This is a genomic window from Marinitoga okinawensis, from assembly GCF_055387075.1.
Window position 1 is genome coordinate 1872638 of the sequence record NZ_AP042422.1, and the last position, 14893, is coordinate 1887530.

Here is a 14893-nt window from a genome sequence, read left to right on the forward strand (position 1 = left end):
TTAACAAGAAATTACAACTGATTAAATAGAATTATGAGTAATTATTATTTATAGTTTAATTTTTCCTTGACATAATGTAACTTGTAATATTGCTAAAATAAGCATATAATATAAATATAAAATTTAATATTTTTATACAAAAAAACTTAATAAAGTTTTTCATTTTATTTTAGAAGGAGGGAAATTATGATTACTTTTAGCTATGATTATATTAAGCCTAAAACGCTCGACGAAGCTTTAGACGCTCTAAGTCAAGACGATGCTTTTCCTATTCTTGGCGGAACCGATTTAGTCGTAAAAATGCGAGCCGGAAGAATTAAACCAAAATTAGTAGTTGATTTAAAAGGTATTGACGAATTATTTCATGTTGATTTTTCAAAAGAAAAAGGTTTAACTTTTGGTGCAGGTTTAAAACTAAATGTTTTAATTGAAGAATTTGATTATGTAAAAGAATATTATCCTACTCTTTTTCAAGGAATACGTGTTGTCGGAGGATACCAAACAAGAAATAGGGGAACTGTTGTAGGAAACATATGTAATGCTTCACCAGCTTCGGATACTGCTCCTGCTCTATTGACCTACAATGCGGAATTAAAATTAGTCTCAAAAAGTGGTGAAAGAACTGTAAAAATCACTGAATTCTTTAAAGGACCAGGAAAAACTATTTTAGAAAAAGGAGAAATTGTAAAATCTATTCATATTCCTTTTGAAGGAGAAAGTATTGGAAGATATTATAAAATTTCAAGAATTAAGGCTGTAGACTTATCCACAATAGGCATGGCTTTAACAATTATTGATCCTGAAGGAGAAAGAGAGATTAGAGTTGCTCTTGCTTCAGTAGCTCCTACACCTGTAAGAATATTTGAAGCAGAAGAATTTATAAAAGGAAAAGAATTAACAATGGAAAATGTTGAACAATTTGCTCAAATCATTCAAGATAGCATTAATCCTATAACAGATGCTAGAGGAACTGCAGAATATAGAAAGAGAATGGCTAAAATATTACCTATTAAATTATTAAGAGAAATGAAAATGATAAAGGAGGGATTATAATGAAAATTACTTTTACTGTAAATAAAGAAAATGTAGAAGTGGATGTAAAACCAAATGAAACCCTCCTGGATGTATTAAGAGAAAAATTATATTTAACAGGTGCTAAAGAAGGTTGTGGAAATGGGGAATGTGGTGCTTGTACAGTTATTTATAATGGAAGACCTGTAAATTCATGTCTTGTTTTAGCTCCTGAAGCAGAAGGTGCTGTAATAGAAACTGTTGAGGGTTTAACAAAAGGGAATAAATTACATCCTATTCAAGAAGCATTTATTGAAAAAAATGCATTTCAATGTGGATATTGTACTCCAGGTTTTATAATGTCAACAAAAGCTATGCTAGAAAAAGTTAAAAATCCTACAAAAGATGTTATTGTTGAAAGGTTAGCTGGTAACCTATGTAGATGTACTGGTTATACTGTAATACTTGATGCAGTAAAATTAGCTGCCCAGAAAATGGGAGGTGCAGAATAATGAAATATGAATATAAATCACCTATAAAATTTGAACATGTTGGAAAACCTATGAATAGGGTTGATGGTTTTGAGAAAGTTACTGGAACTGCAAAATATGTTACAGATATGTTCTTCCCAAATATGCTTTATGCTGCAGTAAAGAGAAGTCCTATACCACATGGAATAATCAAAAAAATAGATACTTCCAAAGCTGAAGCTTTACAAGGAGTAAGGGCTATCGCAACTGGAAAAGATGTTCCATACAAACAAGGAATTTATCTTGTTGATAGGCCTATTATTACACCTGATAGAGTTAGATATGTTGGAGAACCTGTTGCTGTTGTTGCAGCTGATTCTTTAGAAATAGCAAGAAGAGCAGTAGAATTAATTGAAGTAGAATATGAAGAATTACCTGTTGTTCAAGATCCAAGAGAATCCATTAAAGGTGAGGTTTTAATACATCCTGATTTAGGAAATTATGAAAGAATGCCTATTTATAATGTAGAACCAGAAAAAAATGTATTCCATCATCATAAAACAAGAAAAGGTGATATTAAAAAAGGCTTTGAAGAAGCAGATGTTATAGTTGAAGGAGATTATTACTTACCTCAAATGTATCATGCTCCTCTTGAACCTCATGCTGCTATAGCTTTTTGGGATTTCAATGAGAAATTAACAGTATGGTCCAGTGCTCAATCTCCTTTTACATTAAGAAACTTGATTTCTTATGCTTTTAAAATCCCAAGACATAAAGTTAGAGTTATTGCTCCATATGTTGGTGGAGGTTTTGGTGGAAAAGCTGGTATTAATATGGAAGGTTTAGTTATTGCTTTAGCCGAAAAAGTTAAAGGAAGACATATAAAATTAGTATATACAAGAGAAGAAGATATTGCTGCAGTTGTAAGACAAGCAATGTATGCTCATATAAAAACTGGTGTAAAGAAAGATGGTAGATTAGTAGCAATGGAAGCTGAATTGATATTTGATGGTGGTGCTTATGCAGAATATGGGACAAATGTTGTTAGAGCTGCAGGATACACATTACCAGGCCCATATTATGTTCCTAATTTAAAAACAGATTCATACGGTGTATATACAAACCATTTCTTAGGTGGAGCATTTAGAGGATTTGGACATGGTGAATTGCATTGGGCAACAGAAAGAAACCTTGACGAAGTCGCTCAAACATTAGGAATTGATCCTTTAGAATTAAGACTTAAAAATGTATTAAAACCAGGATTAACAAATTCAATGGGACAAACTATACATCATGATACTGGAGATGTCGAAGCATGTTTGAAAAAAGCTGCTGAATTAATTGAATACGATAAAAAACCTGAACAACCTGAAAATCCAAGAAAAGTAAGAGGAAAGGGTATTGCTGGTCTTGTAAAAGCTCCTGCTATGCCTACAAATGCAGCATCTGCTGTAATAATTAAATTCCATGAAGATGCTACAGTCACATTACAGGCAAGTATTCAAGAGATAGGTCAAGGATTTAATACAGCTGTTACTCAAATGGCTGCTGATGCTCTTCATATATCTCCAGATAAAATACATTTTGTAATGCCAGTTGATACAGATGTAAACCCATATGAATGGCAAACTGTTGCTTCAAGGGCATTATGGACAGTTGGTAATGCTTTATATAGAGCGGCCGAAGATGCATTAAATCAAATTAAAGATATAGCATCAAAAGTTTTGGGAGTTGCTCCTTATAACTTAGAAGTTGAAGATGATAGAGTATATGTAAAATATAGACCAGAAAAATACTTATTATTAAAAGATGTTGTAATGGGTTATACATATCCAGACGGTCATTCAATTGGCGGCCCAGTAATAGGTAGAGGTAGTTTTACCCCAGAAATGCTTACAAACCTTGATTTAGAAACTGGACAAGGAAATGCAGCTGCAGAATGGACTTTCGGCGCTCAAGCTGCTGAAGTTGAAATAGATCTTGATACTGGTGAATTAAAAATGTTGCAATTAGTAGGTGTTTTTGATGCAGGTACAATAATTAATCCTATAACTGCTGGAGGACAAGTTGTTGGGGGAATGATTCAAGGTATGGGTCCAGCATTATTTGAAGGAGTCAAATATAATGATAAAGGTTATCCTTTGACTGTATCATTCACTGATTATAAAATACCGACTATTGCTGATATACCAGATGAAGTTAAATATGATTTTGTTCAAACTTTTGAAGAATCATCACCATTTGGCGCAAAAGGTGTGGGCGAACATCCTATGATTTCTGTTCCACCAGCTATAGCTTCAGCAATTTATGATGCTCTTGGAGTAAATATAGATGAATTACCTTTAACTGCAGATAAAATATTAAATGCTTTAGATAAAAAAAATAATAAATAATTTTATTGTCTATCCAAATCTTTTTTAGGAGGGGAAAGTATGAGCGAAAGCGAATATTTGAATGTCGTTCCGCAAGAAGACAGAAGTGAAGGTATGGGTGTTGGGGGATTATTGTTATTAGGACTACAACATACCTTTACAATGTTTGGTGCAACTGTATTAGTACCGTATTTGACAGGGATTCCAGTAAATGTTGCTTTGTTTACCGCTGGACTTGGAACATTATTATTCCACTGGATTACCAAATGGAAAGTACCTGTATTTTTAGGTTCAAGTTTCGCATATATAGCTCCAATAGTCGCAGTTACAATGCATTATATGAATCAAGCAGGTCTTGGTTATAAAAACATTCAAGATGCGGTAGCTGCTGGTGCTGATTTAAAGCCTTATCTTGCATATGCTACAGGTGGTATATTCTTAGCAGGTTTGGTTAAATTTATTTTTGGTGCATTAATAAAATGGATAGGCATCAGAAGATTCGAAAAATTATTCCCACCAGTAATATCAGGTACTATGATTATATTGATAGGATTAATATTAAGTCCAGTAGCAATAAATATGGCAAGTGGAAACTGGTGGATAGCACTTGTATCATTATTTACAGCTATAATAGTAAGATTATATACCAGAGGATTTAGTAGATTAATACCTGTAATTTGGGGTGTAATAGTTGGATATATTGTTGCAGCAATAACAGGAAACGTGCATTTTGCAGAAGTAGGAACAGCAAGTTGGGTAGGATTTCCTGATATATACTTACCAAAATTCTCATGGTATGCTGCAGCTGCAATAGTTCCAGTAGCAATAGCTCCATCAGTAGAACACTTTGGTGATGTATTTGCAATCTCTGCTGTAGTAGGTAAAAAATTCTATGAAGATCCTGGAATGCATAGAACATTAATGGGTGATGGGCTTGCTACATCATTAGGTGGATTCTTTGGTGGACCTGCAAACACAACATATAGTGAAAACACTGGTGTATTAGCATTTACAAAAGCATTTAATCCTTGGATAATGAGAATAGCTGCATTCTTTGCAATTTTATTAGCAATGGTTCCAAAAGTTGGTGCATTAGTAAGATCAATACCTGTACCAGTAATGGGTGGAATAGAAATATTATTATTTGGTATGATAGCAAGTATAGGTACAAAAACATTGATAAATAATCATGTTAAAGTTGAAGGAAGAAACTTAGTAACAATGTCATTGATGTTAGTTACAGGTTTAGGAGGTGCAGTATTTAAAGCTGGTACCTTTGCTTTAGAGGGATTAGGTCTTGCTGCTATTGTTGGTATTGTTGTAAATGGAATTCTCGTTTTAACTCATGCTTCTGAAGAATAATATTAAAATATGATTGAAGTTTCTAAACTAGCTTTTTTGAAAAATAATTTAATCGCTAAAGAATTTTTTAAAACTAAACATACAAAATATTTTGTTTTTGATGATGATGATATTTTTACGTTAACTACTTATGATAACAGGGTTGGGGCATTGGGAATGACAGCCCCCTCCCATTTTCTAAAATTTTCATCCATTAAAGTTGAAAATAATAATTTGATTTTTGATGATAATTATGTTTTTAATAATTATATTTTATATGATCCTAAAATAAATTCTATTTTTCATCACGACTCATTTGTTGAAAACATCACATTATTAAAAGAAAAAGTTGATTATAGGATTTTCGAGAAAATCTTTTTAGCTTTAAAATGTAATGAATTTGTTAAATTAATAGGTTTTGGCCCAGGGTTAACTCCTTTGTTTGATGATATCTTATCTGGAATAATATTAATGAATTCTATAAATAGAAAATTTGAAGACAATTATATTATTAAGACTACTAAAGAAAAAACAAATAAATTATCTTATTTTCAAATATTATATGCATCAAAAGGATATGCCCCAAAACCTGTTAAAGAATATTTGGAAAATGGCAACAAAGCTGCTTTGTTAAACATGGGGGACACTTCAGGTTTAGGATGGCTTATAGGTATTACATTTTTCTTTGATTTGGAGGGATAACTGTGGTTTATAAAATGATTAAACCAAATTCGTATTATGATTCAGTTACACTTATGCTTATTACAGAAGATATCAAAAAACGTGACGAAGTTGAAGAAGCTTTAGTTGGTATGGGAACAGACACAAACAAGGAATTTTTAAAAGAATTGGATATGATCGATGAGGAATTAGAAAAAACTACCCCTAATGATTTACTAATAGTTATAAAAGGGGAAAATGTTAATATGGAAGAAATTGAAAAAGAAGTAGAAAAATTATTAAAAGCCGAGGCTGAGGAAGAAGAAGGAGAGAAATTTTATCCTTCCCTTGATAGTGCTGTAAAAAAATTAGATGGTGCAAATATGGCGGTTATTTCAATAGCTGGAGAATATGCAGGTTTTGAGACAAGAAAAGCTTTGGATTATGGTTTAAATGTAATGCTTTTTAGTGACAATGTTACTTTAGAAACAGAAATAGAATTGAAAAAATATGCTTTAGAAAAAGGATTACTTGTCATGGGGCCAGATTGCGGAACAGCCATTATTAATGGAGTTCCTATGGCATTTTCAAATGTTGTAAAAAGAGGAAAGATTGGTATAGTCGCAGCTTCGGGAACTGGTGCTCAAGAAGTTTCATCTATTATCTCAAATCTTGGTTGTGGAATTTCACAATTAATAGGTACTGGCGGTAGAGATGTAAAAAAAGACGTTGGTGGATTAATGTTTTTAGAAGGTATTAAAAGACTTATTGAAGATGATGAGACAGATATTATTGTTTTAGTATCCAAACCACCTTATCCTGAAGTAGTTAAAAAAGCAACAGAATTATTGAAAAAAACAAACAAAAAACATGTTGTTCATTTTGTAAATGGTGTTGTTGAAGATCCTACTATTACTGTTGGATATACATTAGAAGATGCTGCTATAAAAGCTGCATTATTATGCCAAGGAAAAGAAATAGAAAAAGATGTATATACGTATTTTGATTTCTTAGAATCATTTGATTTTGAATCAAAAGTAAAAGAAGAAGCCTCAAAAATCAAAGAAGGTAAATATATAAGAGGACTATATTCTGGTGGAACTTTAGCTGATGAAACGATGGTACTATTATCAAAAGAAATTGGACCTATTTATTCACCAGCACCACTTGATCCAAAATATAAATTAGAAAATATTAATTCAAGTAAAGAAAATACTGTTGTTGATATGGGAGAAGATGAATTCACAGTAGGAAGACCTCATCCAATGATTGATTTTACTATGAGAAAATCCAGATTAATAAAAGAATATTTAGATAAGGATACTGCAATAATAATGGTTGATGTTGTATTAGGTTGGGGATCTCACATGGATCCTGCTGGAGAAATTGCAGAAGCAGTAAAAGCTGCACGTGAAACTTCTGATAATTATCGTTGTGTTATTGCTAATATATGTGGAACATATGAAGATCCACAAAAATACTATGAACAAAAGAAAAAGCTGGAAGATGAAGGTGTCATTGTCTTCCCAAGCAATGCAAGTGCAGTTAAATTTGCAGTTAATGTTTGGAAGGAGTTGGGAAGATGAGTTTATTCAAAGAAGAATTAAAAATAGTTAATATTGGTTTGAAATCATTCTACGAAGATTTAAAAAAACAAGGTGCTAATGTTGTTCATGTTGATTGGAAACCACCTCTTGGTGGATCTAAGGCTTTAAAAATATTAAATGATTTTAATATGTTAAGTATTGATGTTGATGCAGCTAATAAGGAAGCTGTCGAAAGAATTATGAATTCTCAGCCAACTCTCGTTGGTATGGGAATCGCCAGAGATGTTGTTCCTGGAATGAAAGATAATATGATTTTACATGCTGGACCACCAATTACATGGGATAGAATGTGCGGACCATTAAAAGGTGCTGTTATTGGTGGATTAATATATGAAGGTAAAGCTAAAGATGAGAAAGAAGCTATTGAATTAATAGAATCTGGTGAGGTTGAATTTGATCCTTGGCATCATCACGATGGTGTTGGACCAATGGCTGGTGTAGCTACTCCTTCAATGCCTGTATTCATTATAGAAAATAAAACATATGGTATAAAAGCATATTGTACAATGAATGAAGGCTTGGGGAAAGTTTTAAGATATGGGGCTAATGGTCCTGATGTAATTAAAAAGTTAAAATGGATGGAAGAAACATTATATCCTGTTTTAAAAGAAGCTATTGAATTAAAAGGTGAGATTAATTTAAAAAATCTAATCGCTCAAGCCGTACAAATGGGAGATGAATGTCATAACAGAAATAGAGCAGCAACCTCATTATTCATAAGAGAAATAGCTCCTGCTATCTTAGATACCAGTTTTTCAAATAAAGAAAAGAAAGAAGTAATTGAATTTATCAATTCTAATGATCATTTCTTCTTGAATTTATCAATGCCAGCTGCTAAATCAGCCACATTAGCCGCTGAAGGTATTAAAGGAAGCACAATAGCTACTGTAATGGCTAGAAATGGAACAGATTTTGGAATTAGATTAGCTGGATTGCCAGGACAATGGTTTGTTGGACCAGCTCAAGAGGTTGAAGGTTTATACTTCCCAGGGTTTACAAAGGAAGATGCAAATCCAGATATTGGTGATAGTACTATAACAGAAACTGGTGGTTTTGGAGGATTTGCAATGGCTGGAGCTCCTGCAATAGTTAAATTTGTTGGTGGAACAGTTCAAGAAGCTATTGAAACAACATTAAAAATGTATGAAATAACAGATGCTGAAAATAACACATATAAAATACCATTCTTAAACTTTAGAGGAACACCTACAGGATTAAATGTAAAGAAAGTTGTTGAAAAAGGTATATTACCAAGAATTAACACAGGTATTGCCCATAAAGAACCAGGTATAGGTCAGGTTGGAGCAGGTTTAACCTATCCACCTATGAATATATTTATAGATGCATTAGAAGCATTTGTAAAAACTTATTTAGATTAAGGGGGGAACATTATGGCAGGTATTAAAGTATATGATTTAACTCAAAAGATAGGTATTACAACACCACCATGGCCAGGATATGAGCCAATGAAATTGTGGTATTTCAAAAGAATGATGCTTCAAAAAGTTAACGGACAAATAGTTCAAACAAGTATGCATAATGGTACACATTTAGACGGTCAAAGACATTTCATGACAGGCGGAAGAGATATAGCTTCATTACCATTAGATGGTTACTTATTCCATGAAGGTGTAATTTTAGATATTTCTAAGGAAGTTGGAGATTTTGATATTTATACACCTGAAACATTATTAAAAGTTGCAAAAGAAAATAATCTTGAAATTAAAAAAGGAGATATTATAATTATTAACACTGGTTATCACAAATATGCCTGGGATCAACCAGAAGCTAATGAAAATAAATATTACTATTTCCATCCTGGACCAGATCAAAGATTTGCTGACTGGTTAAAAGAAATGGAAATTAAATGGATTGGTGTCGATTGTGGTTCTGCAGATCACCCAATGAATACTATATTAAGAGAATATAGGCCTGAATTTGCTGCAATGGCAGATAAACATTTTAGAGAAAAATATGGAAAACCACTTGATGAATATTTCGATGATAAAACATATCAATTAATGCACATTGATTTATTCCCACACTTGATTCTTCATGCAGAAAATCTTGGTGGAGATATTGATAAAGTATTAAATAGAAGAATGTATATTGGTATATTCCCATGGAGATTAGTTGATGGTGAATCAAGTATTGCTCGTGTTGCAGCATTTGAAATTGAAGAATAATATTAAAAGTAATATATAATTATAAAAATTTACACTAAAAATATGGAGGGGAAATTTATGTGGAAAGAAATACCAGAAAAAGTATCACAAGAACAAATTACATTTGATGTTAGAGAATTAGAACCTTTATTATCAGGACCATCATTAAAATTACCACCTTATGAACCAGAAATGGCAAAATTAAAAGATGGAAGTTATTTATACATAAGACCTTTAGAAAAAGATGAAGTACCTAAATTATTACCATTTATTAAAAAACTATTAGATGTTGATCATGATTTCTATGATATCGTTGGTGTAAGGGTATACGGTGAATTATTAGGATGGTACAGAAATAGATTAAAGGATCCTTATTTCATGATTGGTACAATTAATGGAAAATTAGCAGGATTTGCAAATGCAAGAGTTATGAATAATGGTATTCATATTAGTCTTCATTCAATGGCATATGTTAGAGGATTAAGGGTTGGAGCTATTATGTATTATGCAAAGGCTAAATATGCATTTGAAAAATTAGGTGCAAAAGAATGGTGGGCAACATATGAAAGTTATAATGGATTTAAGAGATGGGGATTAGGTATGGCACAACCATCATACCCATGGCCAGATGTTCAACATGAACTCGGTGGTGCAAAAGTTTATTATGTAACTAAGGAATACTGGGATCTTTCAATTAAAGATTATTTAAAACAATTAGTAAAAACTGAACTTGAACCAGCAAGCGCTGAGGTTGCTGAAGCTAATAAAGAATTAATTATTCCAGACAGTCCCGTTGTTTAAATAAACTTTAGGCAGGCTTTTAAGCCTGCCTATTTTTATTATAATTTAAATAAAATTCTTTTAAGTTGACAATAATTTAGAATATATGATATAATTCACTCAGTGAATGAAATTAAAGTAAGTTTCTCTTTTCAATTGTTCTGGTTAATAATACCTGTAAAAAACGAGAAATAAAAATCAATCTCCTGCTTTGTGCAGGAGATTTTTCTTTTAGTAATTTGTATATAATAACTTTTTAACTTAATTGGTATATTATATAATAAAATAATTAAGTAAATTTATCGAATTTTAGAAATATAAAATTATCAGCAAATTTACTGCGATTTTGTTTACTTTTTTTTTTGATAAAATTATCAGCGAATTATCAAGATATAAAACTTAAGGTGAAAATATGAGAAAAATTTTTATTATATCTGTGTTTTTATTAACAATATTGCTGTTGAATATTTTAACTACTTTTTATATTTCGAATTTAAATAATAATAACGTTCCTAATCCTGATATATTTTATAAACATAATAAAAATTTAAATATTGAAAAAGAGTTCTTACAGAGTAAAGAATACACATTAAGCAAAATTTTTTATTCTATATATAGAAAACATGTATTATAATTATATTTATATTTACAATAATGTTATTAATCAACAATAGCGCGCTATTTATTGTAAAAAGTAAGCAAAAAAATATAGGAGGATGGAGAATGAAAAAAAATAGTATATGTTTTAATTCTTTTTATTAGTTTATTTTTTATATCATGTACTAATATAAAAAAATTAGAAAAAAATGTTGAAGATAATAATGGTTTAGAAAGTTCTGTGTATGATAATAATGTTATTAAAACATCTGAGTATTATACTAAAGATGGTTTTTTGGTATTCAAAAATTATTTTGAAGATGAAAATTTAGTAAAACAAGAGATATTTGATAAAGAAGGTAATATAGAGTATACATTTGAAATAAAAAATGAAAAGATTTCCTGAGTTTGACACTACTTTTGTAACTCAAATTCTCAAAAAGAGAAATAATAAGAAAAACAGCGATTGTTAACTTTTTGTAAAAAGAGAAATTAGCCACACACCTCCCTCTTTTTAGCTATTCATGCGTATTTTAGAAGTATTTTCCTTTAAATTCATCTAAATCCATCATTTTTTTAGGTTTTTCTATTTCTAATATTTTTAATATTGATTTTTGAAATTCATTTAAATTGGCTCTTAATGCAAATAATTTGTCTTTTAATCTTACTTCTGAATATTCCATATTTTTAATAGTCTCTCTAATTTTTTCATGTGAATAATCAATGTTATTTTTTTCTAGTTCTAATTCTAATGTTCTTTGCATTATGTAAGATATGAAACTCATTACTATATGACCTTTTATTCTTTTAGGAGTCCAATGAAATATAGGTCTTGTTTCTAGATAATTTTTTAATGTTCTAAATGTTTCTTCTACTTTCCATAATGTATGATACTGTTCTAATATTTGTTTTGGATTTAATTTAGTATTTGTCATTATTCCATAATATCCATCGTATTTTTCATCATTTTTTATTTTTTCATTATCTAATATATAATTCTGTTTATTTTCTTCTTTTAAATATTTTTTAGCTCCTCTTTTATTCATTGAATCTACATTATTATTTTCAAGCATTTTCTTTGCTTTTTCAATTAATCTAAGTCTATCTGCTCTATCTTTTTTAGCTCTTTCTTCTGAATATATTATGAGTAATCTATTATTATCGTATTGAACTTCTCTATATTTTATTCCTTTTGCTATTTCTATGAATTCTCCATCAAATATATTTACTTTTTTTAATTGTTTAATTGATTTACCTACTATGAATTCATAATTGGAATTTTCTACTACTTCTATATTTTTTTTACTCATCATTCCTCTATCTGATACTACTATTACTTTTCCTAATTGATATTCTTTTTTCATTGTTTCAACTGCATCTTTAAATGTATGTCCTTCAAATGTATTACCTGGATATATATCAAAACTCACTGGCATTTTATCTTGATCTATTGACATACCTAATACTATTTGTGATTCATTAAATTTCTTATCTTTTGAATATCCCATTTGTAATATCTCATTTGTTTGTTGTGTTTCAAAGGCTAATGTAGTTACATCGTAAAATACTAAATCTACTGTTGTATTAAACAAACTTATTCTTTGATTATACAAATGTTTTTCTATACCTTCTTTATTTTCTGCTAATACATCTAATGTTCTATACAACCAATGCAACATAACTTCATCTTTTTCTAATTCTTTTCCTTCACTAACTTCTACTGGTGTATATCCTAAATATTCTAAATTATTAAATATTCCTAATTTACTCCTCGGTTCTATTATTCTATTCATTACCATTATTTTTAACATCTCTTCTACATCATATGTTGTATTCATCTTCTCAAAATATCTTTTCATTTCATATCTGTCAAATATCTTATTTACTATTAATCGTATTCCGTAATTCTTTCTTGCTATTTCTTCCATTAAATCATCATCTATTTTTTCGTATCCTTCTATTTCAAATATCCTTAACAAACTATCTACAAGTTTAATTATATCTTTTTTAGTGTAATTATCAACATTTCCAAAATTTACCACTGTCTTTTGTTTAACCTTCTTACCTTCTCTTACACTTTCCATTATCCTTAAATATCTCTTACCTTTAACTTTTGATATTTTAGGATACATTATAATCATCCCCTTTTAGTGGTTGTCATATATATTATACCACTAAAAGAAGCTAAATAACAATATGTATAGTTAATTATATGTAACAAAAGTTAGCCACACATTTTTTCGACTTCCTGAAAAATACGCACCTCAAACCCGCATTCTACCGTCCTATTTACCCAAAAATCGCCATTTTTGTGTCAAAGTCAGGAAAATCAATCTCCTGCTTTGTGCAGGAGATTTTTCTTTTAGTAATTTGTATATAATAACTTTTTAACTTAATTGGTATATTATATAATAAAATAATTAAGTAAATTTATCGAATTTTAGAAATATAAAATTATCAGCAAATTTACTGCGATTTTGTTTACTTTTTTTTTTGATAAAATTATCAGCGAATTATCAAGATATAAAACTTAAGGTGAAAATATGAGAAAAATTTTTATTATATCTGTGTTTTTATTAACAATATTGCTGTTGAATATTTTAACTACTTTTTATATTTCGAATTTAAATAATAATAACGTTCCTAATCCTGATATATTTTATAAACATAATAAAAATTTAAATATTGAAAAAGAGTTCTTACAGAGTAAAGAATACACATTAAGCAAAATTTTTTATTCTATATATAGAAAACATGTATTATAATTATATTTATATTTACAATAATGTTATTAATCAACAATAGCGCGCTATTTATTGTAAAAAGTAAGCAAAAAAATATAGGAGGATGGAGAATGAAAAAAAATAGTATATGTTTTAATTCTTTTTATTAGTTTATTTTTTATATCATGTACTAATATAAAAAAATTAGAAAAAAATGTTGAAGATAATAATGGTTTAGAAAGTTCTGTGTATGATAATAATGTTATTAAAACATCTGAGTATTATACTAAAGATGGTTTTTTGGTATTCAAAAATTATTTTGAAGATGAAAATTTAGTAAAACAAGAGATATTTGATAAAGAAGGTAATATAGAGTATACATTTGAAATAAAAAATGAAAAGATTTCTTCTATAAAAAATTCAAATGGTCAAAAAATACCTGCTAATAAAATATATTTATAATAATATTAGTCATACAAAAGAATTATTTTTACCGAATAAAATATTTACTTTTGAAGATTATCTTAATAATATAAAAGATAAAGGTGTTTATGAATCATTGTATGATGAATTAGATCCAGGACAATATACTTTTGGATATAGACTTGATACTACAAAAACTGGATATACTGATGGAGAAATGTCAAGAAGAATATTTAATGCAACATTAAATACTATATTAGATATAGCTACAAATAACATTATTAATTCTATTGCTTCAGAATTAAAAAACTTCATTGAATATATACAATATACAGAAGATTTTATTTCATATCTTAAAAACAATTTTAGAATAACAAAAACAACAACCAAAGAAGCAAGACATTATACATTAAGAAAGGTATATGTTATACATTACATTTCAGAAAATGGAAATTGGAAAAAAGGTTGGGGAAAAGTTTTTGCAATAGCTGAACATAATTATAGCAGTTTATTAGTAAGAGTAGAAGGAATAGCAAAGTATAAATATAATGATAATGACATAATAGAAACTCGAGAAAAACTTGATGAAACTACTATAACCAGAGGTAATCTTGATGTAAAAGATTCTCCAAATTACAATAATATTTCCCAGTTATGTTTAATAGCAAAAGATAATTATTTAAATTATATAAATGGGGGAAATTATTATGTATGGTACGAAAAACCCTAAAAATTTATTTATCC

Annotated in this window: 15 protein-coding genes; 14 read left to right on the top strand and 1 reads right to left on the bottom strand. The window is 29.3% G+C overall.

Features of this window, described 5'->3' with window-relative positions:
* Positions 1-186 precede the first annotated feature (186 nt).
* The 11 genes from ACZ5CK_RS09150 (at position 187) to ACZ5CK_RS09200 (ending at position 11409) form a co-directional block, all read left to right on the top strand.
* Positions 187-1053: an FAD binding domain-containing protein gene (locus tag ACZ5CK_RS09150; RefSeq protein WP_464581509.1), complete on the top strand. Its 867-nt coding sequence runs from the start codon at positions 187-189 to the stop codon at positions 1051-1053.
* Entirely contained in the window at positions 1053-1523 is a 471-nt protein-coding gene (locus ACZ5CK_RS09155) for a (2Fe-2S)-binding protein (RefSeq protein WP_464581510.1), read from the top strand. The genes ACZ5CK_RS09150 and ACZ5CK_RS09155 overlap by 1 nt, the downstream gene beginning before the upstream one ends.
* On the top strand, positions 1523-3874 hold the full coding sequence (locus tag ACZ5CK_RS09160; protein WP_464581511.1) for a xanthine dehydrogenase family protein molybdopterin-binding subunit: 2352 nt from the start codon (positions 1523-1525) through the stop codon (positions 3872-3874). The genes ACZ5CK_RS09155 and ACZ5CK_RS09160 overlap by 1 nt, the downstream gene beginning before the upstream one ends.
* A gap of 39 nt (positions 3875-3913) precedes the next feature.
* The gene (locus ACZ5CK_RS09165) at positions 3914-5215 is read left to right on the top strand and encodes a uracil-xanthine permease family protein (RefSeq protein WP_464581512.1); all 1302 of its coding nucleotides are present in this window, start codon (positions 3914-3916) and stop codon (positions 5213-5215) included.
* Positions 5216-5224: 9 nt separating this feature from the next.
* Positions 5225-5896 (top strand): oxamate carbamoyltransferase subunit AllH family protein, encoded by a 672-nt coding sequence (locus ACZ5CK_RS09170; RefSeq protein ID WP_464581513.1) that lies wholly within the window; start codon positions 5225-5227, stop codon positions 5894-5896.
* 2 nt (positions 5897-5898) lie between these two features.
* Positions 5899-7440 (top strand): acyl-CoA synthetase FdrA, encoded by a 1542-nt coding sequence (gene fdrA / locus ACZ5CK_RS09175; RefSeq protein WP_464581514.1) that lies wholly within the window; start codon positions 5899-5901, stop codon positions 7438-7440.
* A complete protein-coding gene (locus tag ACZ5CK_RS09180; RefSeq protein ID WP_464581515.1) occupies positions 7437-8840 on the top strand; it encodes a YlbE family protein in 1404 nt (467 codons plus the stop codon). Before fdrA ends, ACZ5CK_RS09180 begins: the two co-directional genes overlap by 4 nt.
* A 12-nt stretch (positions 8841-8852) precedes the next feature.
* Positions 8853-9647, top strand: coding sequence for a cyclase family protein (locus tag ACZ5CK_RS09185; RefSeq protein WP_464581516.1), 795 nt, complete (start codon positions 8853-8855; stop codon positions 9645-9647).
* A gap of 57 nt (positions 9648-9704) precedes the next feature.
* Entirely contained in the window at positions 9705-10427 is a 723-nt protein-coding gene (locus ACZ5CK_RS09190; RefSeq protein ID WP_464581517.1) for an N-acetyltransferase, read from the top strand.
* A 391-nt stretch (positions 10428-10818) separates the two neighbouring features.
* Entirely contained in the window at positions 10819-11040 is a 222-nt protein-coding gene (locus ACZ5CK_RS09195) for a hypothetical protein (RefSeq protein ID WP_464581518.1), read from the top strand.
* Between the two features lie 204 nt (positions 11041-11244).
* Positions 11245-11409, top strand: coding sequence for a hypothetical protein (locus tag ACZ5CK_RS09200; protein WP_464581519.1), 165 nt, complete (start codon positions 11245-11247; stop codon positions 11407-11409).
* 127 nt (positions 11410-11536) lie between these two features.
* Here ACZ5CK_RS09200 and ACZ5CK_RS09205 read toward each other — a convergent pair whose 3' ends face one another.
* Positions 11537-13135, bottom strand: coding sequence for an IS1634 family transposase (locus tag ACZ5CK_RS09205; RefSeq protein WP_464581211.1), 1599 nt, complete (start codon positions 13133-13135; stop codon positions 11537-11539).
* Between the two features lie 411 nt (positions 13136-13546).
* Here ACZ5CK_RS09205 and ACZ5CK_RS09210 point away from each other — a divergent pair, with 411 nt between their 5' ends.
* From ACZ5CK_RS09210 to ACZ5CK_RS09220, 3 genes are all read left to right on the top strand, one after another.
* On the top strand, positions 13547-13768 hold the full coding sequence (locus tag ACZ5CK_RS09210) for a hypothetical protein (protein WP_464581518.1): 222 nt from the start codon (positions 13547-13549) through the stop codon (positions 13766-13768).
* Between the two features lie 204 nt (positions 13769-13972).
* Entirely contained in the window at positions 13973-14188 is a 216-nt protein-coding gene (locus ACZ5CK_RS09215; protein ID WP_464581520.1) for a hypothetical protein, read from the top strand.
* Positions 14151-14879 (top strand): hypothetical protein, encoded by a 729-nt coding sequence (locus ACZ5CK_RS09220; RefSeq protein ID WP_464581521.1) that lies wholly within the window; start codon positions 14151-14153, stop codon positions 14877-14879. Before ACZ5CK_RS09215 ends, ACZ5CK_RS09220 begins: the two co-directional genes overlap by 38 nt.
* The last annotated feature ends 14 nt before the right edge of the window (positions 14880-14893 follow it).